Below are 21,858 nucleotides of genomic sequence, written 5' to 3' on the forward strand. Positions count from 1 at the left end.
GGTGGACCGGCGCCGGCTCGCCCTGATCAGAGGCGGAGAGGACACCGGGTTCCGCCGCATCGGCAGCGGGTACCTGATCGCGCCCCGCCTGGTGCTGACCGCCCGGCACGTCGTCGAGGAGGACCCGGGAGCCGCCTGGCCGCGCATCGACGTACGCGTGGGGCACCCTCAGGACGACACCCGGCGCTGCGCGGCCCGGGTCTGCTGGGTCCACCCCGACGGCGGCGATGTCGCCCTGCTCCTGCTCGACGACTCCGTCGAGGCACCGGGCGCGGTCCGCTGGGGGCACCCGGTCGGCAACGATCCCCTCCCCTACGACGCGCTCGGCTTCCCCGCGGCGACGACGAGGAACGGGCAGTACGCCGTCGAGCACCTGCGAGGAGAACTGCCCGTGCTGGGCGGGGGCACCGGCGACCAGGACCGGTACGTCCTCGACCAGGGCCGCGCTCCGGAAGCCGATCCCGGGCACGGGGACGGGGCTGGGGCCGGGGACGGCGGCAGAGCCTGGTCCGGTGCCTCCGGCAGCGCGGTCTTCTGCCGGGACCATCTCGTCGGGGTCGTCATCCACGACGACGAGGCGTTCGGGAACCGCCGGCTGCACGCGTGCCCTGCCCGGTCGTTCGCGGCCGACCCCGGTTTCGCCGACGTACTGGAACGTCACGGCGGGGACCGTCCCCGGCTGAGCCGGGTCGGCACCGACCTGGAACGCTATCTGAGGGCGGCCCGGCTGGCGGCCACCGAGCACCCGTACCCCGGAGTCATGCCCGGCACCATGCCGCCGCTGTCCCACATCCACGTGCGCCAGCAGGTCGTGAGCCAGCAGCCGCCCGCCGAGGGGGGAACCGGCGACGCCGGGCTCATGACGGCCGGTCTGCTCTCCGCCTCCCCGCCCCGCCCTGCCGACGAGGTCCTGACCGGTGACGGCGTCTGCCTGGTCGTCGGCGGACCGGGCGGCGGCAAGTCGAGCCTGCTGCGCACCCGCCTCACCCACGCGGCCGCAGAGTGGCTCGACGGTACCGCCGGCACGGCCCCCGCGCCGGTCCTGGTGCCCGCCGCCGCCCTGGTCGGTGCTCCCCTCAGCAGAGCCCTGGCCGACACCGTCAACGCCCAGCTCCGCCAGTACGGCCTCACCTCTCCCCTCCCCGACACCTTCTTCGCGGACCGTCCGGCCCCGGGACACGACTGGCTGGTGCTGGTCGACGGCCTCGACGAGATCACGAGTTCCGACGGCCGGGAGGACGTCCTCAGGACGGTGGCCCACGCCGGCGACCAGTACGCGTTCGTCGTGGCCACCCGCCCCGTGCGCGAGACCGGGCAGGGCATCCTCGCTCCACAGGTCCCGTGCTACGAGCTGGAACCGTTCCGCTTCGACCAGATGGACCGCGTCGCAAGCGGCTGGTTCCGCGCCCTCGACGTCACCGAACCCGAGCGGACCGCGCAGCACTTCCTCGGCGCGCTCCACGCGATCGGGCTCCTCGATCTCGCCCGGGTCCCGCTCATGATGTCCATGCTCTGCCAGCTCCGCGCCAAAGCCCCGGCGGAGCCACCCCCTCGCGGGCGCGGCGAGATCTACCGCGGGTTCGTGGACCTGCTGCACGAGCGCCAGTACGCCGCCGGCGCCGTGGAACAGGCCCGGGCCGCCGTGCGGCAGTACGGCTCCGACGCCGAGGCCCGGGCGGAACGGACCGTCCAGAACCTCCGGCCGATACTCGCCGACCTGGCCCACCGGCTGCTCTTCGCCGACGAACGCGAAGCCCGGCCCGTCCTCGACGCCGTACAGGACCACGAGCACGCCGAACGGCCGGCGGCGGTGCCGGAACGGCGCTGGCGCGAGTTCCTGGAATCGGTCCTGTGCGGCACCGGGCTGCTGACCCGGCGCTCGGACGACCTGGTCTTCATCCACCGGACCTTCCTGGAGTACTTCGCCGCCCGCCATGCCGTGGACCACGAGCAGCGACTCCAGGCCGACTTCCGGAAGACGTTCCTGCGTACCGCCCGGTCACGGCGGCGGTTCGGCAAGGGCTGGGCGCCGCCCGAGCACGACCCGTTCGGCGGCTTCCTTCTCGACATCACGCCGGACGACCACCCGCTGAAGGCCGAGTTCCTGGGCCGGATGACCTCGCGGCGAGCGGGCGCCGAGGGCCCCCAGTTCCTGATCAAGCAGGTGCAGTCGGGAACCCGGCTGCCCGAGGGTGTGGTCAGGGACGCCATGAGTCTGCTCGGCCGGTTCGCCCGTGATCGGTCACTCGACGCATTCGCTCGCTTCCGGGTGGCCGCGGTGCTGACCCTCTCCGACAAGGCGGCCGGCACGGAAGCCCTCCGGGAGATCGCCGAGGACCCCAACGCGTGGGGTTACGTCCGCGCACTCGCGGCGAACACGGTCGCCGGACTCGATCCGACGGAACAGCCTGCCCGGTTGCTCGGCGACCTCGCCCCGGACACGTCAGGCGGAGGCAAGGCGTCGCACCAGATGCAAGCCGCGCTGGCCCTGACCGAGACCGATCCCGCGACCGCAGTCCGCCGACTGCACGCCCTCGCCCGCGATGCCGGTGCGCTGTCCTCGGACCGGATGCAGGCGGTGATCGTGCTGAACCTGCTGGACAAGCCCGGTCGGGCCGAACTCCTGCGCACCCTCGCCGCCGACACCACCTTGGGCGTCACCCAACGCGCCACGGTGGCGTGGCTTCTGCACGACGCCGACCACGACACCGCGACCGCGCTGCACGAGAAGATCGCCCTGGACCGCGCGACAAAGGCCGCCCACCGACTGGAGGCCGCGGAGTGGCTCTCAGGGATCGACCCGCAGCGAGCGCGGCCGGTCCTCGGCGAACTCGTCGCCGACCCCACCCTCCCCCGCAGACACCGCCGGCAGGCCGCCGAGCTGCTCACCAGGACACGCGAGGAGAGACCGGACTGACCGCACTCAACAAGGCAGCCGCCGCGCCCTGTTGACCCGTTGCACCTGTGCCCGCAGCACCTCCTCCGGCGGCGCCGGCTCCAGCGAACCCGCCGGACAGTCCCACTGTTGGAGGCGGGGAGTCGGCGGATGCAGCCGGAGTACGCGCGGCTGCTGGACGAAGTCCTGGAGACGGGGGCTTCTTCATGCGGAACTGCAAGGCAGCAGCGACCTCCAAGTATCCGGCGTACTTCGTGGACGTAGCGGAATGAAGTGACCGCCACCCCCCGAAGGGCCGCCCATGACCAGCACCGTCGCCGACCTGATGCGCCGTGACCTGCTCGGCGTCTTCAACGAACCGGACGCCGAGCGCCGCAACGCGGCCATCGCCGAGACGTACGCCGAGGACGTGGTGTGGCACGAGCCAGACCGCGTGAACCGTGGCCGCGAGGCTTTCGCCGAGCGCGCCACAGAGCTGCTTGCGCAGACCCCGGGCTGGGTCTTCCGGCCCGCCGGCCCCGTCTCCGTCCTCGACGACCTAGGCCACCTCGGCTTCGTCTACGGCCCGGCCGGCGAACCGCCCGTCGTGACGGGAATGGACATCGCCCACTGCAAGGACGGCGTCATCGTCGAGCTCTACACCCTCGTCGCCGAAGTCCCTCAACCGTCCTGAGGCTTACGCCCCGAGGCTCAAGCGTCCAGCTCCGAGCCCTCTTTTCACGGAATGGGTGGAGGGTCTCAACCCGCCCTCCCACCCTGAGAGTTGACGGCACGCGATCGGTTTGCCACACACAGTCACGATCGTCTAGCGTGCCCGCATAACGAACAGAACAGCCCCCGTCAGGCGCTACCAACACCTGCGGGGGCTTGACCAACGAGATCGGAACAAGCGATCCCCATGGCTGACAGCCAGCTTAGTGCCGCCCCTCTGCCCGCGCACGCCACCTCGCACCCCATGGCCAACCCGGGGTACGGCAAGCGGTCCGCGCCCGGCCAACACCGTCGCACCGCCCACGACTTCGCCCACCTCCCACCCCGCGAAGCCGCCATCGCCGCGTATGTCGACCGGCTCCCCGACGGCGCCGACATCTCCGTGAAGACGCTGGCCACGCAGCTCCCGTACGGTCAGTGCGCCCTGCGCACCGCCCTCAACAACCTGCAGCGGGCCGGGCACTTGAGGCGGGGCCGGGAACATCTGGCCGACTCGGGGAGCCGACGCTGGATCACCCGATCGTGGTGGTCCCGTACCGCACGCGACGATGACTGGTGGGCGGCGTTCACGCGAGGCGCCGTACCGGAGCCGGACCAGCCTCCCGACCGGGCCCGCCCCACCCGCAGCCGCGCCCACATCCTCCTCGCGGCCCTCGGCCGTACCGCACCCGCGCTGTCGCTCTCCCAGGCCGACTGCGCCGCCCTCGCCCCACTGCTCACGGAGTGGTTCGTCCGCGGCGCCACCGACGAACACGCGCTCCAGGCCCTGACCAGCGGTCTCCCCTCCCCCGTCCACCACCCGGCCGCCCTGCTCCGCAAACGCCTCACGGACAAGCTCCCACCCGAGCCGGTACGACCGCCCGCTCGTCCGCCTCTCCGGATCCTGGAGTGTGCGAAGTGCGGCGCCCCGGGCCGCCCGGAGGCCCTGCCGGGCGGCATCTGCGGCGCATGCCGGGGCGAACGCGCCCCCAGCAGCCCCAACACGCCCCTGTCACCTTCCGAGGTCCGGTCCCGCGTCGCGGAGATCCGCGGCGCGATGAACGAACGACGAGAGAGGACACCCGCATGACCACTCCCGCGCACGCACTGCACACACCCGCAGGTGTGTACAGTTTCCTCATGGAGACGTATCCGCTTGTGGAGGCCCGGAACCAGCTCGGTCAGCTCGTGGGCCGGGTCCGGCACGGCCAGGAGCACATCCTGATCACCGAGTACGGCAAGCCCGCCGCCGCGCTCATCCCCATAAGCGAGCTCGAGGAACTTCAGCGGCTTCGTGACGATGCGGACATCGCCGAAGCCCGTGCACGGGAAGCCTCTCCGTCCGGGCCCTCGATGGCGCACGACGAGTTCATGGCCCGATTGGAGGACGAGGACCGCCGAGAGGTCGCTTCGTGATTCACGCAGTGGTGTGGGAACACCACGCCATGGACGAGTTCCGGCGGCTACGGACCATCGACCCCGTGGGCGCCAAGGCGACTGCCGCGGCGGTACAAGCGCTTGCCGAGGATCCTCGTCCGGAGGCGGCTCGCGCACTGGGATCATCCGGGTACTACCGCCTGCACGTCGGCACTTGGCGCGTGCTCTACCGCCCGGACGGCGAGACCGTGACGGTCTATGTGCTCAAAGTCGGCCGCAGCACCTGACATCACGTTCAGAACGCTCCGGCGGCGTTGTCAGCGCCGTATGCCACGCTGGTTCCCATGAACCACTCCCAGCTCACCGCCCTGGGCCGGGCCCTTCGTCTGCTCGGGGAGCACGGGGAGGCGCTGACCGGCGACACCACCGACGCCAAGCTGCACGAGGTCAAGGACGACCTGCGGCGGGCGCTCGACCTGCTGGAGGAGAGCGTCAGCAGTGCCGCGCCCACCACCCGGTGCGCCGAGCACCCGCAGGGACCCGTGGACGAGAGCGCTCCTGATCTGTGCCTGCTGTGCGAGACCCGGCGGCGGGCCGCGCGGCGGTCGGAGTACGCGGGTGGGCCCCGCCCCGCTCCGGGCGAGTCCGTCAGCCCGTCCATGTCGCGGTACGGAGTGCGGGGCGACCGGCCGCAGCCCCAGCAGCGCTGGCTGCCCGAGGCGTGGAACGGCCGGGAGTGGGAGCTGTGCGGCACCCCCCGGCGCGACCGGCAGGAGGCCGAGCTGTACCTGGCCGCCCAGCGGCGCGGGTCCCGGCCGGCCATGGCCTACCGGCTGGTCCACGAGTTCACCGACTACGAGGTGCTCCGGGTGTGGGGCACCCCCGTGCACGTGGACATCGAACCGCTCGGCAACCTGTAGCGCCTGATGGCGCGCACCCCATTCCCTGACTAAGGTCAGAGAATGGATGGGACGCAGATCGAGCAGGTACGGCGGTTCAACCGGACCGTCACCGAGCGCGTGGGCGTGCTCCACGACCGCTACCTGGGCCGCGACCGGCCGATCGGCGAGGCCCGGCTGCTCTGGGAGATCGGCGAGCGGGGCCAGGACGTGCGACGGCTGCGGGAGCGGCTCGGGCTCGACTCCGGGTACGTCAGCCGGCTGCTGCGCTCCCTGGAGGGCGACGGCCTGGTGGCGGTGGAGCCGCACCCCCAGGACAGGCGGGTGCGCACCGTGCGGCTGACCGAGAAGGGGCGGGCCGAGCGCGCCCTGCTCGACGACCGCAGTGACGAACTGGCGGGTTCGATGCTCCAGCCGCTCAACTCCGCACAGCGCGCCCGGCTGGTCGCGGCCATGGCCGAGGTCGACCGGCTGCTGACCGCCGGGACGGTCACGCTGGACGCCGTGGACCCCGGCCACCCCGACGCCCGGCACTGCCTGCTGGCCTACTTCGCCGAGTTGCAGGAGCGCTTCGACACCGGTTTCGATCCCGCGCGCAGCCGACTGCCCGACGCGGGTGAACTACGACCGCCGCACGGCCTGTTCCTGGTCGCCCGGCTGCACGGCGAACCCGTCGGCTGCGCGGGGGTGAAACTGCCGCCCGGGGCGCCGGCGGAGATCAAGCGGATGTGGGTCGCCCCCCAGGCCCGCCGGCTCGGCCTCGCCCGCCGGTTCCTGACCGAACTGGAGGCGCGGGCCGCCCGGCACGGCTACGGCACCCTGCGCCTCGACACCAACAAGACGCTCGGCGCCGCGATCAACCTCTACCGCTCCTTCGGTTTCCAGGAGGTCCCCGCCTTCAACGACGAGCCGTACGCCCACCACTGGTTCGAGAAGCGGATCAGCACGGCGGCGCCGGAGTGACACACCGCCATCCAGGCGCTGAACGCCCGATCCCTTTGTGTCGTGACGCCGGCCCGGGTACCTGAGCGGGGACACGTACACGGAAGGGGTTCGACAGAATGAAGATCGATCTGACGGGTCGCACGGCACTGGTCACCGGCTCCACGCAGGGCATCGGCGCGGCGATCGCCGTCGGCCTGGCCCGCGCCGGGGCCCGGGTGGGTGTCAACGGCCGGGACGCGAAGCGCGTCGAGGACAGCGTCGCCCGGCTGGCGGAGCAGGCCCCCGGCGCCGATCTCGTGCCGGTCGCGGCCGACGTGACCGGTGAGGAGGGGGCCCGGCGGGCGGCCGAGGTCCTGCCGGACGTCGACATCCTCGTCAACAACCTGGGGATCTTCGGCGCCGAGGACCCCCTGCGGATCAGCGACGACGAGTGGCGGCGCTACTTCGAGGTGAACGTCCTGGCCGCGGTGCGGCTGACCCGCCTCTTCCTGCCCGGCATGACCGAACGCGGGTGGGGACGCATCCAGTACATCGCCAGCGACTCGGCGGTCGTCATCCCCGCGGAGATGATCCACTACGGCATGTCGAAGACCGCACTGCTCGCGGTGGGCCGCGGCTTCGCCAAGCAGGCCGCCGGCACCGGCGTCACCGTGAACTCCGTGATCGCCGGTCCCACCCACACCGGAGGCGTCGAGGACTTCGTCTACGAACTCGTCGACCGCGACCTGCCCTGGGACGAGGCCCAGCGCGTCTTCATACGCGAGCACCGGCCGCAGTCGCTGCTGCAGCGCCTGATCGAACCGGAGGAGATCGCCCACATGGTCGTCTACCTCAGCTCCGACCAGGCCTCGGCCACCACCGGGGGCGCCCTCCGGGTGGACGGCGGATACGTCGACTCCATCCTGCCGTGACCGGCCCCACGCTCACCGCTCCCGGGGCAGGAGCGTGGCGGTGAGCGTGTCGGCCAGCCATTCCTCGTAGGCGGCCGCCGACCAGCCGCGCCCCGCCGTGAGCTGGGTGAACAGCTGCGGTCCTGCCAGCGCCCAGACCGCGTCCGCGAGGCGGGCCGGGTCCGCGTCCGGACGCAGCACACCGGCCTCGGCGAAGTGCGTGACGAAGGAGGTGACGCCGGTCAGCCGCTCCCGCTCGCCGGTCGCCAGGATCTCCCCGACGTCCGGGCCGGCCTGGGTCAGCAGGGCGAACAGCGCGGCCACCCGTTCATGGATGCCGCGCACGTAGGCGGCGTAGAGCCGGAGCTTGGCGACCGGGTCCGCCGTCGTCAGGATCTCGCGGGTCTGGGGGCGGTCCGCCATGGGCACCGGTTCGTCGTCCCCGGCCAGCGTGATGTCCCACAGGGCCTTGACCATGCCCGGTTTTCCGCCGAACGACTTGTACACCGTCTCGGCCGAGACACCCGCCCGCTCGGCCACCGCGCGAATGGTCGTGGCGTGGAAGCCGTCCTGGAAGAGCAGCTCACGGCAGGCCTCCAGGACCGCCGCCCGGTTGCGGCGCGCGGCCTCGCGCCGGCGCTCGGAGTTGTAGGGCCGGCGCGGCGTCTCGCCTGGCATCGGCACACCCCCTCAATCTGTTACAGTCGGCTGTATCGAATATAGCTCCGTTACCGGAGGCTCCCATGTCCCGTCCTGCGCCCGTGCAGGTGGCACCCGGCGTGCATCGCCTCGGCGATCACGGCGTCAACTTCTACCTGATCGAGGACCCCGACGGCCTCGTCCTGGTCGACGCGGGACTGCCCGCGCACCTGGAACAGCTGGGCGCACTGCTGGACGACCTCGGCCGTCCCGTCGCCGACATCCGCGCCGTGCTCCTGACCCACGGCCATCTCGACCACACCGGCCTGGCCCACACCCTCCAGAAGGCCGGCGTCGACATCTGGATCCACGAGCGGGACGCCGGCATCCTGCGCGACGGCCCGCGGAGCGTGAACCGGCACGCCAAGCCCGAGCGCTCGATGCTCCCCTACCTGCTGCGCCGGCCCTCCGCACTCGCCCTCCCGCTCCAGCTGGCCCGCTCCGGGGCCTTCACCGCTCCCGCCGTGCAGGGGGCGCGGGTCTTCGACACCGACCTGGTGCTGAAGGACCTGCCGGGCACCCCGCAGGCCGTCGTACTGGCCGGACACACGCCCGGCAGCACCGCTTACCTCTTCGCCGACCGCGGGCTGCTCTTCACCGGCGACGCCCTGGTCACCGCCGACGCGTTCTCCGGCCGCACCGGGCCCACGCTGGTCTGCCGCTGCTTCACCCACGACAGCCGGGCCGCGCTCGCCTCCCTCGACCGGCTCGACGAGCTGCCCGCGGTGGGCGTGCTGCTGCCCGGCCATGGCGAGCCCTTCACCGGTGGCATCGGAGCCGCTGCCCAGCTGGCACGCGAGTACGGCGTCCACTGACCCGCCGCGCGGTTCGGCTACGCGGCGTCGCACCACCACAGACCTCCGGGCGGTGCCCCCTCGCCCGGCGCACCGATGCACCTCACTTTCTCCAAGGAAATGACATGAGTTCTGCAGCGCCGAACAACGACACGGAGATCGCGGACTACTTCCGTCCGCGCGTCATGCATGTCCCCGCCGAGAAGGGCGTGGTCAAGTGGATGTCCGGCGACGTCTACTCGACCCTGGCCCCGGCCGACTCCACCGGCGGCATCCTGGGCTTCACGGACTGCTGGGTGCCGCCGGGCGGCGGTCCGGTGGCACACGTGCACAAGGCCGCCGACGAGTCCTTCTACGTCATAGCGGGCGAGGTCGAGTTCCTGAACGGCGAGGAGACCTTCCTGGCGCACGCCGGTGACTTCGTCTTCATCCCGCGGGGCACCCGGCACCGGTTCCGCAACCTCACCGACGAGCAGGTCCGCATGGTGTCCTTCTTCACCCCCGGCGGCGGCGAGGGGCTGTGGCTGGAGGGCGGGGACGACCCCGTGCCCGGCGAGGAGCCCCGGTTCTGGCCGCCGGAGCGCGGAATGGCGCTGGGCCCGCTGCTCGGGCGGCCGGAGATCGACATGGTGATCCTGCCCGAGGAAGCGGACCTGAACGGACCCGCCGACAAGGCCTAAGCGGGTCCGGCGAAGTCCGCTGCGGTTCGGCAGCGCCCCAAAGGGGCGCGGGGAACTGCGCGACCAGCCACGACGGCGCCGTAGACGGCAGACGGCACATCGCGGCACTTCCAGCGGAGCGCCTGGCCCCGGTCGGCCCGAGACGCTCAGCCGAGCAGCGGTGAGGGCGTGAAGTCGTATCCCTCCCACAGCTGCCTGCTCTTCTCCTCCGGGTACGGCGTCACCGTCGGTGCGGTGTCCAGGACCTGGGTGGAGCGGGTGTCGGTGTCGTACGCCGGCCAGCCCGGGTCGCCCGTCGCCGCGAAGGACGTCCACGCCGTGCGGAAGCGGGCGGAGAGGGCCTTCGCCTCGGGGGTGACACCGGTGTCCGCCCAGAGCAGGTTGGCCAGGTCCGCCTCGAACGTGCCGAACAGGAGCGGGATGTCCAGGCCGTGGCAGGCGCCGAGCAGCCCGCCGTTGCCCGGGGCTCCCCAGGTCAGTTCGTAGAGGTGGGCCCGGCCGCCGCCCGCGGTCTGCGCCTCCGCCAGGCGCAGGGACGGTATGGCGAACAGCCAGTCGGTCTGGACCCGTTCGTACAGCTCGCTCGGCGAGGCGTCGGGGTGGGCGGCGCGGTAGGCCAGGTCGCCTGCCGCGCCGCCCGGTGCGAACAGGCGCAGGGCGCCGGTCGCCTGCTCCTCCGTGATCTTGCCGTACATCCCGCTCATGACCAGGAACAGGCGGAACTCGTCGCGGTTGTGACCGACGAGCAGCTCCACGTCCCGCGCGGAGCCGGACGCCAGCGCCTGCCAGGGGGTGGCGGGGAGCACCTCGCCGTCGACCACCGGGGAGAACGGGGTGACCGTCGGCGCGATCTGGCCCCAACGGTCCACACGCTGGGGCATCTTGGCGGCCAGCGCCTGCCCGGCCTCGGTCAGCCGGCGCGGGTCGGTCGCCGCCAGGTCGGCCACCGTGGGACGCAGGCCGGCCTCGGCCGCGAGAGCCCTGCCGATGTCCTCGGCCAGGTCGAGGGAGAAGAACGTGCCCGGGACGCTCTGGGCGATCGCCCGCCGGAACAGCCCGCGTGCCCTCGGCATCGCCAGCAGGGACGCCACCGAACCGGCGCCCGCCGACTCGCCGAACACCGTGACCCGGTCGGGGTCGCCGCCGAACGCCGCGATGTTCTCCCGCACCCACTCCAGCGCCGCCACCTGGTCCAGCAGGCCCCGGTTCGCCGGCGCCCCCTCGATGTGGGCGAAACCCTCCATGCCGACGCGGTAGTTGAGGGAGACCACGACCACGTCGCCGTCGCGGGCGATGTGCTGCGCGTCGTAGCCGGGGCTGCCGGAGTGGCCCAGTTTGTAGGCGCCGCCGTAGATCCACACCATCACCGGGCGGCGGGCGGCCGGGTCCGGGGCGGGTGTCCACACGTTGACCGTCAGCCAGTCGTCGCCCTCGGGGGCCTCCAGGACTCCCGTGCGTCCCTGGATGCCCAGGTCCTGCGGGGGCGGCGGGCCGAAGGCATGCGCCGCACGCGTCCCGTCCCAGGGCCGCGCCGGGCGCGGTGCCGCGAACCTGGCCGCTCCCACCGGGGGTTCGGCGAACGGTATCCCCCGGAAGACCGCCAGGCCGTCCTCCTGCCGGCCGCGCACGGCACCGGCGGTGGTGCGCACGACGGGGTCCTCGGCAGCGGAAGCCGGCTCGCGGTGCTCGGAGGACTCGTTCGTGATCATGATCGCCACCTTTTCGGCTGCTCGCCGCCGTTTCACGGCCGGTCACTGATGAAACGTCCGGCACTTCGCACGAGTGCCGAACACCCCTCACCCGTTGGGGTGAATACAGGTCAGCCGTGCCGGGCCACGAACGCCCTGGCCTGCGCCTCGTCGATCTCGTACACCGTCTCATGGGCCCGTGGATCCCGCGCATGGAAGGTGTGGAACATCGGGCTCGCGGGCCCGTCCAGCTCCACCAGCGAGGCCGACGCCCCGCGCACCGCCCGCTCGCCGCCGGGCGCCACGGTCAGGTCGATCCGGTTGACCACCCCGGGCGTCACCCACACCGGCACCGACTCCAGCAGCCCGAAGAGCTGGAGGTGGTAGTGGCCGGTGAGGATCACCCGTACGTCGCTGCCCCGGACCACGGCCGCGAGGTCGCCGGGGTCGCGCAGTCCGAAGACCTGCTGGGTCGGCGAGATGTCCAGGGCGAGGGGCGGGTGGTGGAAGGCCAGGACCGTGCCGTGTTCGGCCGGGGTGCGCAGCACCTCGCGCAGCCACTCCAGCTGGGGCGCGCCGAGGCGGCCGTAGACCTTCCCCGGCACCAGCGAATCCAGGGTGACGAAGCGCCGGCCGCCGACCGTGCTCACGGCGGCCCGCGTCTGCGAGTCGAACACCGACTCGGCGCGATCGGTGCCGTCGGCGTCCAGATGGCCGCTGCCCAGCACCTTGGCGAAGGCCTCGCGCTCGTCGTGGTTGCCGGTGGTGTACAGGACGGGGACGTTCCTGGCCTCGGCGTAGGCGCCGACCAGGGTACGCAGGGTCGTGTACGCCTCCACCGCGCCGTCGTCGGCGAGGTCGCCGGTGACGACGACCGCGTCGAGACCCTGGAGATGGCGCAGTTCGTCGAGCATCAGCCGCAGCGACGCGGTGGCGTTGACACCCCGTCTGTCGGGAGCGTCGGTGCGGTCCAGGTGGGTGTCAGAGAGATGGAGTATCCGCATGGCCGGGACGGTACCGGTGAGTTCGGCGGGGCGTCAGAGGCCGATGACCGACGCATAGAATGCACCCACCCGGAGCAGCGGTTCTCAGCCAGGTCAGGAGTCGGGAGGACCTGCGGCTCGCGCCTTGGGCATCAGCCGCCGACCGGAGAGCCGAGCCGTGACGAAGTACGCGACCCACGCCGCCCACGCGACCGTCGGACGGCGATGACCGGCCTGCTCAGGCAGTTGCGCGTCTCGCTCCTGATCACCGCCGGGGTGCTGGCCTTCCCCGTCCTGTCGCGCCTGCTGGACGCCCTGCTCTTCGGGAACTTCCTGGCGGCCCTGGGCGACCAGGCCATGGCCCTGATCGTCGTCGGCACGCTCGTCGCCCTCGTCCACTCGGTGATCTACGGCGCGATGCACCTCGGCCGGCCGCAGGCGCGCGAGGCGCGGGGCGTGCGGGCCGGGGTGGGGGTGCTGATGGCGCTCGACGTGGTCCCGCTGCTCGCGACGGGCTATGTCGTGCCGGCCCTCGTCCCCCTCCTGACCGCCGTCGGGAGCTGGGGCTGGGCGAGGTACCGGGGCTGGGGGGCGGACGTCGCGCGCTACCGGGCACTGATCTTCGGCTGTCTGTCCCTGCCCGTACAGGGTGTGGTCGCCCTGGTGATGAGCATCGCGGGGTGGCTGTGACCGGGCAGGCGCTCGCCCTCGGGCCGGCCGGATCGCCGGCCGGCCCGAGGGCGAACGGGCGGGGTCAGTTCAGCGTCTGCAGCGCTGCCCCGTCGAACGGCTTGAGCTCGTCCGCGCGGCCGGCGAGGACCTTGGCCGCCCACTCCGGGTCCTGGAGCAGGGCGCGGCCGACGGCGACCATGTCGTACTCCTCGCGCTCCAGGCTGTCGAGGAGGTCGTCGATGCCCTTGGTCGCGGAGCCCTCGCCGGCGAAGGCCTTGAGGAACTCGCCGTCGAGGCCGACCGAGCCGACGGTGATGGTGGGCCGGCCGGTGAGCTTCTTGGTCCAGCCGGCCAGGTTGAGGTCGGAGCCGTCGAACTCGGGGACCCAGTAGCGGCGGGTCGAGGCGTGGAAGACGTCGACGCCGGCGGCGGCCAGCGGGGTGAGGATCGCCTCCAGCTCCTCCGGGGTCTCGGCGAGGCGGGCGTCGTAGTTGTCGGACTTCCACTGCGAGTACCGGAAGATGACCGGGAACTCCGGGGACACCGACTCACGTACGGCCGCCACGATCTCCGCGGCGAACTTCGTACGGGCGACCGGGTCGCCGCCGTACGCGTCGGTGCGGCGGTTGGTGCCCGCCCACAGGAACTGGTCGAGCAGGTAGCCGTGGGCACCGTGCAGCTCGACGCCGTCGAAGCCGATGCGCTCGGCGGCGGCCGCGGCCTCGGCGAACGCGCGGATCACGTCGTCCAGGTCCTGCGAGGTCATCGCCCTGCCCTCGCCCTCGGTGCCGTCCAGGCGGATGCCGGAGGGGCCGACGGCGGGGGCGTCCGCGACCGGCGCCTGGCCCTGCTTGCGGACCATGCCGATGTGCCACAGCTGCGGGACGATGGTGCCGCCGGCCGCGTGCACGCCCTCGGCGACCTTCGCCCAGCCCGCCAGCTGCTCCTCGCCGTGGAACCGCGGGACGCGGCTGCTGCCTCCGGCCGAGTCGTGGCCGACGTAGGTCCCCTCGGTGACGATCAGACCGACACCGGCGGCGGCCCGGCGGGAGTAGTACGAGACCACGTCCTCGCCGGGGATGCCGCCGGGGCTGAACTGGCGGGTCATCGGCGCCATCGCGATCCGGTTGGGGACCGTGAGCCCGTTCAGGGCGATGGGACGGGAGAGGATCTCGGCCGCGCGGGAGGCGGGGGGCGTGGTGACGGTCACGTGGGGGGCTCCTCGTGAATAGGTCGTGTATCAGACGGTAGTCGTATACCAGACGGTATGTGCACACGCATCGAGTGCACGTCTGTGCACAACGACCTGCCCGGTCGTGCACATTCCCGGTCCCGCGCGGGTGCCGTGTGACCCCGGACACGGCCCCGAGGCCGACAACGCACGACGGAATGCACGACGAAGGGCGGCACCCCCTGTCGAACAGGGAGTGCCGCCCTCGGTGCTGCGTCGGAACCGCCGAGCCGTCAGGCTCAGAAGTCCATGTCACCGCCCGGCATGCCGCCCGGAGCGGCCGCGGCGGCCTTCTCCGGCTTGTCGGCGATGACGGCCTCGGTGGTGAGGAACAGCGCGGCGATGGAGGCGGCGTTCTGCAGGGCAGAGCGCGTCACCTTCGCCGGGTCGATGATGCCCTCGGCGATCAGGTCGACGTACTCGCCGGTCGCGGCGTTGAGGCCGTGACCCGGGGTGAGGTTGCGGACCTTCTCCACCACGACGCCGCCCTCGAGGCCGGCGTTCACGGCGATCTGCTTCAGCGGGGCCTCGAGGGCGAGCTTCACGGCCTGCGCGCCGGTCGCCTCGTCACCCTCCAGCTCCAGCTTCTCGAACACCTGGGAGGCCTGGAGCAGGGCCACGCCACCACCGGCGACGATGCCCTCCTCGACGGCCGCCTTGGCGTTGCGCACGGCGTCCTCGATGCGGTGCTTGCGCTCCTTGAGCTCGACCTCGGTCGCGGCACCGGCCTTGATGACGGCGACGCCACCGGCGAGCTTGGCCAGGCGCTCCTGGAGCTTCTCGCGGTCGTAGTCCGAGTCGGACTGCTCGATCTCGGCGCGGATCTGGTTGACCCGGCCGGCGACCTGGTCGGACGAGCCGGCGCCGTCGACGATGGTGGTCTCGTCCTTGGTGATGACCACCTTGCGGGCCTTGCCCAGCAGGTCGAGGGTCGTGTTCTCGAGCTTGAGACCGACCTCCTCGGAGATGACCTCGCCGCCGGTGAGGATGGCGATGTCGTTCAGCATCGCCTTGCGGCGGTCGCCGAAGCCCGGGGCCTTGACCGCGACGGACTTGAAGGTGCCGCGGATCTTGTTGACGACCAGGGTCGACAGGGCCTCGCCCTCGACGTCCTCGGCGATGATCAGCAGCGGCTTGCCCGACTGCATGACCTTCTCCAGGAGCGGGAGCAGGTCCTTGACGGAGCCGATCTTCGAGTTGGCGATCAGGATGTACGGGTCGTCGAGGGACGCCTCCATACGCTCCATGTCGGTGGCGAAGTACGCCGAGATGTAGCCCTTGTCGAAGCGCATACCCTCGGTGAGCTCCAGCTCCAGACCGAAGGTCTGGGACTCCTCGACGGTGATGACGCCTTCCTTGCCGACCTTGTCCATGGCCTCGGCGATGAGCTCGCCGATCTGGGTGTCGGCGGCGGAGATGGAGGCCGTGGAGGCGATCTGCTCCTTGGTCTCGACGTCCTTCGCCTGCTCCAGGAGGGCACCGGAGACCGCCTCGACGGCCTTCTCGATACCGCGCTTGAGGGCCATCGGGTTGGCACCGGCGGCTACGTTGCGCAGGCCTTCCTTGACCAGGGCCTGGGCGAGCACGGTCGCGGTGGTCGTACCGTCACCGGCGACGTCGTCCGTCTTCTTGGCGACTTCCTTGACCAGCTCGGCGCCGATCTTCTCGTACGGGTCCTCCAGCTCGATCTCCTTGGCGATGGACACACCATCGTTGGTGATCGTGGGGGCGCCCCACTTCTTCTCAAGGACGACGTTGCGGCCCTTGGGGCCGAGGGTGACCTTGACGGCGTCGGCGAGCTGGTTCATACCGCGCTCAAGGCCGCGCCGCGCCTCCTCGTCGAACGCGATGATCTTGGCCATGTGAAGTGGTCCCTCCAGGACTGGGGGTGAGTCTTCAGGACCGCGCCCGCGCCCGCGACGGACGGCTCGCCGACCCGTGGGTTCCTTGCCCCACCCGGCCTGCGGGCCTCACCGACCCGGTCCTTCGTTGTCACTCTCACCTTCAGAGTGCTAACGCCAATGATTAGCACTCGCCCTAGGCGAGTGCAAGCGGCTCTCGAGGACTGGGGCCGAAGAGAGGGGCGGAGAGACGGGCGAAGAGGTGAATGAAGAGGGGCCGAAGAGGTGGCGAAGAGGTGCTCGGACATGCCGAAGGGCCCGTACCCCGGGAGGCACGAGCCCTTCGAAGAAGTACAGAAGAACGTCGCTGTCAGTCGGCGCGTGCTTCAGCCGGTCGCCAGCCGGACCATGTCCGCCTGCGGCCCCTTCTGGCCCTGCGAGATCTCGAAATCGACTCGCTGACCCTCCTCCAGGGTGCGGTACCCGTCCATCTGGATCGCGCTGTAGTGGACGAAAACATCCGCACCACCGTCGACCGCGATGAAGCCGTACCCCTTCTCCGCGTTGAACCACTTGACGGTGCCCTGAGCCATGCCTAACTCCCCTATTACTGGCCCTTGCACAGATCCACACTTCGCGGATCCGGGTCAGACCTCACCCCCCAATGGTTGGGGGCGTGCGCCGGAACGCGTCGACCGCGGCTGAATGTATCTGTCCAACTGCCCTCTGCAACAGGTCAATCGGACGAGAATTCTGGACGGGCGCGGTCCGGAATGTAGCGAGAATTCGGCCGAATTCAGGGCAAGTCGGGCTCTATAAAGGCCACAAAAGCCGCATTCAACCCGTGCACTTTGGCTACTTCTTGTCGGGCCTGCGGTATGAATTCGGGGCTTCCGACCTGGAGATCGGGACCGCGTTCCCCAACTCTACCGCGCTCAACCCCACAGAATTGCCCCCTCCACTTCTCTCACGGAGGGGGCAATCGGATGAACACTCGGTGATCGGCGTTACCGAAGGTAATGTTCGGTCATTCGATCAGCCTGTCATGCAGGTCAGCGGGTCGGCGGGTCAGCCGCCGGCGACGGCCGGGATGATGGAGACGCCGGCCCCGTCCGGGGTGACGGTCTCCAGGCCCTGCTCGAACCGCACGTCGTCGTCATTGACGTACACATTGACGAACCGGCGCAGCTTGCCCTGGTCGTCCAGGACGCGCGCGGAGATCCCGGTGTGCTTCTTCTCCAGGTCGGAGATGACCTCGCCGAGGGTGGCGCCTTCGGCGGTGACTTCGGCCTGGCCGCCGGTGTAGGTGCGCAGGATGGTGGGGATGCGAACGGTGACGCTCACGTTTTTACCTCCGGTCTGGGCAACGCCCTATTTCTCGGGGGACTCAGGCGAGCCCGGCTTCGCGGAAAGACTCCAGATTCGGGCGAATGGTCGCGGTGAGCCCGGTACCCGCGACGGCGTCCAGCGTCTTCAGTCCATCACCGGTGTTGAGTACAACGACCGTCTTCGCCGGATCAATCAACCCATTCTCAATGAGCTTCTTGGTGACTCCAACCGTCACCCCGCCGGCGGTTTCCGCGAAGATTCCCTCGGTCCGCGCGAGCAGCTTGATCGCGTCGACGACCTGCTCGTCGTTCACGTCCTCCACCGCGCCGCCGGTGCGCCGCGCGATGTCGAGGACGTACGGCCCGTCGGCCGGGTTGCCGATGGCGAGCGACTTGGCGATGGTGTTCGGCTTCTGCGGGCGGACCACGTCGTGGCCCTCCTTGTAGGCCACCGACACCGGCGAGCACCCCTCGGCCTGGGCACCGAAGATCTTGTACGGCTTGTCCTCGACAAGACCGAGCTTGATCAGCTCCTGCAGACCCTTGTCGATCTTCGTGAGCTGCGAGCCGGAGGCGATCGGGATCACCAGCTGGTCCGGGATCTGCCAGCCGAGCTGCTCGCAGATCTCGTACGCCAGGGTCTTGGAGCCCTCCGCGTAGTACGGCCGCAGGTTGACGTTGACGAAGCCCCAGCCCTCGCCGGCCGGGTCGCCGATCAGCTCGGAGCAGAAACGGTTCACGTCGTCGTAGTTGCCCTCGATGCCGACGAGCTCGCCGCCGTAGACCGCGGCCATGACGACCTTGCCCTGCTCCAGGTCGTGCGGGATGAACACGCAGGAGCGGAAGCCGGCCCGGGCGGCGGCGGCACCGACCGCGCCGGCCAGGTTGCCGGTGGAGGAGCAGGAGAGGGTGGTGAAGTCGAAGGCACGGGCGGCCTCGATGGCCTGGGCGACGACGCGATCCTTGAAGGAGTGCGTCGGGTTGCCGGAGTCGTCCTTCACGAAGAGCTTGCCGGCGTCGACGCCCAGCTCGCGCGCGAGGTTGTCGGCCTGGACGAGCTTGGTCCAGCCGGGGTTGATGTTCGGCTTGGTCGCCACGTCCGCGGGGACGGGCAGCAGCGGCGCGTAGCGCCAGATGTTCGCGGGACCCGCTTCGATCCGCTTGCGGAGCTCCTCGGTGTCGTAGGCCGAGAAGTCGTACGCGATCTCCAGCGGGCCGAAACACTCCTCGCAGGCGAACACCGGGCCGAGCGGCACCCGGTGACCGCACTCGCGGCAGCTCAGAGCGGTGGCGGGACCGAGGTCGACGGTGGATTCCGTGGTGCTTGCAACAGTCTGCACAGCCATGTGAGGCGAGGCCCTTTCTCCTCATCTTCCTCACGACGCATCTCGCCGTGAGACGGATTTGGCACCTTCCCTAGCCGGGAGCCTCGCGAGCGATCGACACTGATCGGCGATCTACGAGTAACCGACTGGAGGGTTGCCGGGGCTTCAACGGGCCGTTTCCCTCTGCCCCTCTGGATGAGCTGTATGCGGTTGTCAACGCCGGGTGACCCCAGGACATGCGATGGTCATCGGCGTTGTTCAAGACTGTAACCGAAGGCCAGGACAGTTGAGTGAGTCGTCCGAACCGCGAGATGGATCACACCTCGTCGTGTGACCGTGACAGTGAGGAGCCGCTGACCGTGCTGGAAGAAGTCGAGCGCTGGCTGGCCACCCGCTCCTGGTCCGTGACCGACCGTCCCCTGCACAAGGTGATGGCAGCCAAACGGTCCTCCGGGCAGACGGTCAGCGTCGTGCTGCCCGCGCTCAACGAGGAGGAGACCGTCGGCGACATCGTCGCGATCATCCGCCATGACCTCATGCAGCAGGTGCCGCTCGTCGACGAGATCGTGGTCGTCGACTCCGGCTCCACCGACCGCACCGCGGCCGTCGCCGCGGCGGCCAGCGCCCGCGTCGTGCACCGTGACGCGATCCTGCCCCGCATTCCCGCCGTCCCCGGCAAGGGCGAGGTCCTGTGGCGCTCGCTCCTGGTCACCTCCGGGGACATCGTCTGCTTCATCGACGCCGACCTGCGCGACTTCTCCTCCGACTTCGTCACCGGCATCGTCGGCCCGCTCCTCACCGATCCGGACGTGGACCTGGTCAAGGCGATGTACGACCGCCCGCTCGGCGGCGCCGCCGGACAGGGCGGCCGGGTCACCGAACTGATGGCCCGCCCGCTGCTGAACATGCACTGGCCGCAGCTGGCCGGTTTCGTCCAGCCGCTCGGCGGCGAGTACGCGGCCCGCCGCACCCTGCTCGAACAGCTTCCCTTCCCGGTCGGCTACGGCGTGGAGCTGGGCATGCTGGTCGACGCCCTGCACCTGGTGGGGCTCGACGCGCTGGCGCAGGTCGACGTGGGGGTCCGCAAACACCGCCACCAGGACGGCCAGGCCCTCGGCCGGATGTCCGCCGCGATCTACCGCACGGCCCAGCTGCGGCTGGCCCGCGGCCATCTGATCCGCCCCGCCCTCACCCAGTTCGAACGCGGCGAGGACGGCTTCGAGCCGCGCACGTACTCCGTGGACACGGAGGAACGGCCGCCGATGGCGGAGATCGCGGAGTACGCCGAACGCAAGGTGGCGTGAATCCGTGGCGTGAATCCGTGGCGTGAGTTCGTGGCGTGAGTTCGTCGTACGGCCGTATACGGCGGCGCGTCGGAGGTGGCCGTACGTTTGAGCGTTTCCGGGCCGGGCTAGGTTGTGGCGTATGGCTTCCACCGGCGGTGCCGAGGTGCTGGTCGCGTCCAATCGCGGACCGGTTTCGTACGAGCTGCGCGAGGGCGGTTCGCTGCGCGCCAGACGGGGCGGCGGCGGGCTGGTCTCCGGGCTGTCGGCGATCGGGCCGGACGCGGACGCGGTGTGGGTGTGCGCGGCGCTGAGCGACGGTGACCGGGAGGCGGTACGGCGGGCCGGGGGCGGCCGGCTGCCGGCCGAGGACAGCGGCGGGCAGCAGGTCCGGATGCTCGACATCGACGCGGACGTCTTCTCCGACGCGTACAACGGCATCGCGAACTCGGTCCTCTGGTTCGTCCACCACATGCTCTACCAGACCCCGCTGGAGCCCGTCTTCGACGCGGAGTTCCGGCGGCAGTGGGGGTCGTACCAGGCCTACAACCGGGCGTTCGCGGAGGCGCTGGCGCAGGAGGCGGCGGAGGGTGCGGTGGTGGTCATCCAGGACTACCACCTGGCACTGGCCCCCCGGATGCTCCGCCGCCTCCGCCCCGACCTGCGGATCGGCCACTTCTCCCACACCCCCTGGGCACCGCCGGACTACTTCCGGCTCCTCCCCGACGACATCGCGGCGGAGCTGCTGAGCGGGATCCTGGGCGCCGACCACGCGGGGTTCCTGACCCGGCGGTGGGCGGACGCGTTCGTCACCTGCTGTCATGCGGTGCTGGGCCCTGGGATCCCCTCCTCCGGGGAGACCCGGATCGGGGTGCACGGGCTGGGGGCCGACGCGGACTTCCTGCGGAAGCGTTCGCACGAGCCGGACGTGGACGAGCGGATGCGGGCGCTGCGCGAGGAGATCGGCGGCGAGGGGCGCAGGACCATCGTCCGGGTCGACCGGACGGAGCTGTCGAAGAACATCGTGCGGGGGCTGCTGGCGTACCGGCAGCTGCTCGACGACCACCCCGAGTGGCGGGAACGGGTGGTGCATGTCGCGTTCGCGTACCCGTCACGGCAGGACCTGTCCGTGTACCGCGACTACACGGCGGAAGTGCAGCGGGTCGCGGACGAGATCAACGCCGCCTACGGAACGGCGGGTTGGAGGCCGGTGGTGCTGCACGTCAAGGACGACTTCGCACGGTCGCTGGCGGCGTACCGGCTGGCCGACGTGGCACTGGTGAACCCGATCCGGGACGGCATGAACCTGGTCGCGAAAGAGATCCCCGTGGTGTCGGACGAGGGGTGCGTGCTGGTGCTGTCGCGGGAGGCGGGGGCGTACGAGGAGTTGGGCGAGGACGCGGTGGTGGTGAACCCGTACGACATCGGGGGGACGGCGGACGCTTTGCAGCGGGCGTTGGGCATGCCCGTGGAGGAGCGGGCGGAGCGATGCAAGAGGTTGGCCGAGGCGGCTACGGCGTTGCCGCCGGCGCGGTGGTTTCTTGAGCAGCTTGAGGCGTTGGGCGGGTAGTGATTCGGCTGCGCGGCGGTGGGGGCTGGTCGCGCCCACGCGGCGGAGCCGCAAATCGATGCAGCCC

General features: G+C 70.9%; 21 protein-coding genes and 1 riboswitch. Of the genes, 13 read left to right on the top strand and 8 right to left on the bottom strand.

Annotation, left to right across the window (positions count from 1 at the left end):
• Position 1 precedes the first annotated feature (1 nt).
• From ACWGKQ_RS07070 to ACWGKQ_RS07105, 8 genes are all read left to right on the top strand, one after another.
• Positions 2 to 2,917 (top strand): trypsin-like peptidase domain-containing protein, encoded by a 2,916-nt coding sequence (locus ACWGKQ_RS07070; protein WP_453290847.1) that lies wholly within the window; start codon positions 2 to 4, stop codon positions 2,915 to 2,917.
• Positions 2,918 to 3,197: 280 nt separating this feature from the next.
• On the top strand, positions 3,198 to 3,569 hold the full coding sequence (locus tag ACWGKQ_RS07075; protein ID WP_453290848.1) for a nuclear transport factor 2 family protein: 372 nt from the start codon (positions 3,198 to 3,200) through the stop codon (positions 3,567 to 3,569).
• A 225-nt stretch (positions 3,570 to 3,794) separates the two neighbouring features.
• Positions 3,795 to 4,676, top strand: a complete 882-nt coding sequence (locus tag ACWGKQ_RS07080) for a hypothetical protein (protein WP_453290849.1) — start codon at positions 3,795 to 3,797, stop codon at positions 4,674 to 4,676.
• Between the two features lie 50 nt (positions 4,677 to 4,726).
• Positions 4,727 to 5,002, top strand: a complete 276-nt coding sequence (locus ACWGKQ_RS07085) for a type II toxin-antitoxin system Phd/YefM family antitoxin (RefSeq protein ID WP_453290850.1) — start codon at positions 4,727 to 4,729, stop codon at positions 5,000 to 5,002.
• On the top strand, positions 4,999 to 5,250 hold the full coding sequence (locus ACWGKQ_RS07090; protein ID WP_453290851.1) for a type II toxin-antitoxin system RelE family toxin: 252 nt from the start codon (positions 4,999 to 5,001) through the stop codon (positions 5,248 to 5,250). The genes ACWGKQ_RS07085 and ACWGKQ_RS07090 overlap by 4 nt, the downstream gene beginning before the upstream one ends.
• Before the next feature lie 57 nt (positions 5,251 to 5,307).
• Positions 5,308 to 5,883, top strand: coding sequence for a hypothetical protein (locus ACWGKQ_RS07095; RefSeq protein WP_453290852.1), 576 nt, complete (start codon positions 5,308 to 5,310; stop codon positions 5,881 to 5,883).
• 42 nt (positions 5,884 to 5,925) lie between these two features.
• Positions 5,926 to 6,825, top strand: a complete 900-nt coding sequence (locus ACWGKQ_RS07100) for a bifunctional helix-turn-helix transcriptional regulator/GNAT family N-acetyltransferase (RefSeq protein ID WP_453290853.1) — start codon at positions 5,926 to 5,928, stop codon at positions 6,823 to 6,825.
• A gap of 98 nt (positions 6,826 to 6,923) precedes the next feature.
• Complete coding sequence (locus ACWGKQ_RS07105) at positions 6,924 to 7,718, top strand: SDR family NAD(P)-dependent oxidoreductase (RefSeq protein WP_453290854.1); 795 nt, start codon at positions 6,924 to 6,926, stop codon at positions 7,716 to 7,718.
• A gap of 12 nt (positions 7,719 to 7,730) precedes the next feature.
• Here the strand turns inward: ACWGKQ_RS07105 and ACWGKQ_RS07110 are convergent, their stop codons facing one another.
• The gene (locus ACWGKQ_RS07110; RefSeq protein ID WP_453290855.1) at positions 7,731 to 8,375 is read right to left on the bottom strand and encodes a TetR/AcrR family transcriptional regulator; all 645 of its coding nucleotides are present in this window, start codon (positions 8,373 to 8,375) and stop codon (positions 7,731 to 7,733) included.
• Positions 8,376 to 8,440: 65 nt separating this feature from the next.
• On the opposite strand from ACWGKQ_RS07110, the gene ACWGKQ_RS07115 reads away from it, so the two are divergent.
• Both ACWGKQ_RS07115 and ACWGKQ_RS07120 read left to right on the top strand, forming a co-directional pair.
• Positions 8,441 to 9,211, top strand: coding sequence for an MBL fold metallo-hydrolase (locus tag ACWGKQ_RS07115; RefSeq protein WP_453290856.1), 771 nt, complete (start codon positions 8,441 to 8,443; stop codon positions 9,209 to 9,211).
• A gap of 104 nt (positions 9,212 to 9,315) precedes the next feature.
• Positions 9,316 to 9,870: a cupin domain-containing protein gene (locus tag ACWGKQ_RS07120; RefSeq protein ID WP_453290857.1), complete on the top strand. Its 555-nt coding sequence runs from the start codon at positions 9,316 to 9,318 to the stop codon at positions 9,868 to 9,870.
• Between the two features lie 146 nt (positions 9,871 to 10,016).
• Here ACWGKQ_RS07120 and ACWGKQ_RS07125 read toward each other — a convergent pair whose 3' ends face one another.
• Together ACWGKQ_RS07125 and ACWGKQ_RS07130 are read right to left on the bottom strand one after the other, a co-directional pair.
• Positions 10,017 to 11,579 carry a carboxylesterase/lipase family protein gene (locus tag ACWGKQ_RS07125; RefSeq protein WP_453290858.1) on the bottom strand — a complete coding sequence of 521 codons (1,563 nt, stop codon included), beginning with the start codon at positions 11,577 to 11,579 and terminating at the stop codon, positions 10,017 to 10,019.
• 110 nt (positions 11,580 to 11,689) lie between these two features.
• On the bottom strand, positions 11,690 to 12,562 hold the full coding sequence (locus ACWGKQ_RS07130; RefSeq protein ID WP_453290859.1) for a metallophosphoesterase: 873 nt from the start codon (positions 12,560 to 12,562) through the stop codon (positions 11,690 to 11,692).
• A gap of 204 nt (positions 12,563 to 12,766) precedes the next feature.
• On the opposite strand from ACWGKQ_RS07130, the gene ACWGKQ_RS07135 reads away from it, so the two are divergent.
• Positions 12,767 to 13,231, top strand: coding sequence for a hypothetical protein (locus ACWGKQ_RS07135; protein WP_453290860.1), 465 nt, complete (start codon positions 12,767 to 12,769; stop codon positions 13,229 to 13,231).
• Positions 13,232 to 13,295: 64 nt separating this feature from the next.
• On the opposite strand, the gene ACWGKQ_RS07140 is transcribed toward ACWGKQ_RS07135, so the two are convergent.
• From ACWGKQ_RS07140 to thrC, 5 genes are all read right to left on the bottom strand, one after another.
• Entirely contained in the window at positions 13,296 to 14,423 is a 1,128-nt protein-coding gene (locus ACWGKQ_RS07140; RefSeq protein WP_453290861.1) for an NADH:flavin oxidoreductase, read from the bottom strand.
• 260 nt (positions 14,424 to 14,683) lie between these two features.
• Positions 14,684 to 16,306, bottom strand: coding sequence for a chaperonin GroEL (gene groL, locus ACWGKQ_RS07145; RefSeq protein ID WP_189266088.1), 1,623 nt, complete (start codon positions 16,304 to 16,306; stop codon positions 14,684 to 14,686).
• A gap of 365 nt (positions 16,307 to 16,671) precedes the next feature.
• A complete protein-coding gene (locus ACWGKQ_RS07150; RefSeq protein ID WP_007493268.1) occupies positions 16,672 to 16,878 on the bottom strand; it encodes a cold-shock protein in 207 nt (68 codons plus the stop codon).
• A gap of 475 nt (positions 16,879 to 17,353) precedes the next feature.
• Positions 17,354 to 17,629 carry a ubiquitin-like small modifier protein 1 gene (locus ACWGKQ_RS07155; protein WP_453290862.1) on the bottom strand — a complete coding sequence of 92 codons (276 nt, stop codon included), beginning with the start codon at positions 17,627 to 17,629 and terminating at the stop codon, positions 17,354 to 17,356.
• A 43-nt stretch (positions 17,630 to 17,672) separates the two neighbouring features.
• Entirely contained in the window at positions 17,673 to 18,959 is a 1,287-nt protein-coding gene (gene thrC / locus ACWGKQ_RS07160) for a threonine synthase (protein WP_453290863.1), read from the bottom strand.
• 18 nt (positions 18,960 to 18,977) lie between these two features.
• Positions 18,978 to 19,140: riboswitch (SAM riboswitch) on the bottom strand.
• A 157-nt stretch (positions 19,141 to 19,297) separates the two neighbouring features.
• Here thrC and ACWGKQ_RS07165 point away from each other — a divergent pair.
• On the top strand, positions 19,298 to 20,242 hold the full coding sequence (locus ACWGKQ_RS07165) for a glucosyl-3-phosphoglycerate synthase (RefSeq protein WP_453290864.1): 945 nt from the start codon (positions 19,298 to 19,300) through the stop codon (positions 20,240 to 20,242).
• Between the two features lie 121 nt (positions 20,243 to 20,363).
• Entirely contained in the window at positions 20,364 to 21,791 is a 1,428-nt protein-coding gene (locus ACWGKQ_RS07170; protein ID WP_453290865.1) for an alpha,alpha-trehalose-phosphate synthase (UDP-forming), read from the top strand.
• The last annotated feature ends 67 nt before the right edge of the window (positions 21,792 to 21,858 follow it).

It is taken from the genome of Streptomyces sp. NPDC054770 (assembly GCF_053611985.1).

What these genes read in the sequence shown, in the direction of transcription:
- ACWGKQ_RS07075 (WP_453290848.1), top strand. Translation starts at nt 3,198, where the DNA reads ATGACCAGCACCGTCGCCGACCTGATGCGCCGTGACCTGCTCGGCGTC.
- ACWGKQ_RS07080 (WP_453290849.1), top strand. Translation starts at nt 3,795, where the DNA reads ATGGCTGACAGCCAGCTTAGTGCCGCCCCTCTGCCCGCGCACGCCACC.
- ACWGKQ_RS07085 (WP_453290850.1), top strand. Translation starts at nt 4,727, where the DNA reads ATGGAGACGTATCCGCTTGTGGAGGCCCGGAACCAGCTCGGTCAGCTC.
- ACWGKQ_RS07095 (WP_453290852.1), top strand. Translation starts at nt 5,308, where the DNA reads ATGAACCACTCCCAGCTCACCGCCCTGGGCCGGGCCCTTCGTCTGCTC.
- ACWGKQ_RS07100 (WP_453290853.1), top strand. Translation starts at nt 5,926, where the DNA reads ATGGATGGGACGCAGATCGAGCAGGTACGGCGGTTCAACCGGACCGTC.
- ACWGKQ_RS07105 (WP_453290854.1), top strand. Translation starts at nt 6,924, where the DNA reads ATGAAGATCGATCTGACGGGTCGCACGGCACTGGTCACCGGCTCCACG.
- ACWGKQ_RS07110 (WP_453290855.1), bottom strand. Translation starts at nt 8,375, where the DNA reads ATGCCAGGCGAGACGCCGCGCCGGCCCTACAACTCCGAGCGCCGGCGC.
- ACWGKQ_RS07115 (WP_453290856.1), top strand. Translation starts at nt 8,441, where the DNA reads ATGTCCCGTCCTGCGCCCGTGCAGGTGGCACCCGGCGTGCATCGCCTC.
- ACWGKQ_RS07120 (WP_453290857.1), top strand. Translation starts at nt 9,316, where the DNA reads ATGAGTTCTGCAGCGCCGAACAACGACACGGAGATCGCGGACTACTTC.
- ACWGKQ_RS07125 (WP_453290858.1), bottom strand. Translation starts at nt 11,579, where the DNA reads ATGATCACGAACGAGTCCTCCGAGCACCGCGAGCCGGCTTCCGCTGCC.
- ACWGKQ_RS07130 (WP_453290859.1), bottom strand. Translation starts at nt 12,562, where the DNA reads ATGCGGATACTCCATCTCTCTGACACCCACCTGGACCGCACCGACGCT.
- ACWGKQ_RS07135 (WP_453290860.1), top strand. Translation starts at nt 12,767, where the DNA reads ATGACCGGCCTGCTCAGGCAGTTGCGCGTCTCGCTCCTGATCACCGCC.
- groL (WP_189266088.1), bottom strand. Translation starts at nt 16,306, where the DNA reads ATGGCCAAGATCATCGCGTTCGACGAGGAGGCGCGGCGCGGCCTTGAG.
- ACWGKQ_RS07150 (WP_007493268.1), bottom strand. Translation starts at nt 16,878, where the DNA reads ATGGCTCAGGGCACCGTCAAGTGGTTCAACGCGGAGAAGGGGTACGGC.
- thrC (WP_453290863.1), bottom strand. Translation starts at nt 18,959, where the DNA reads ATGGCTGTGCAGACTGTTGCAAGCACCACGGAATCCACCGTCGACCTC.
- ACWGKQ_RS07170 (WP_453290865.1), top strand. Translation starts at nt 20,364, where the DNA reads ATGGCTTCCACCGGCGGTGCCGAGGTGCTGGTCGCGTCCAATCGCGGA.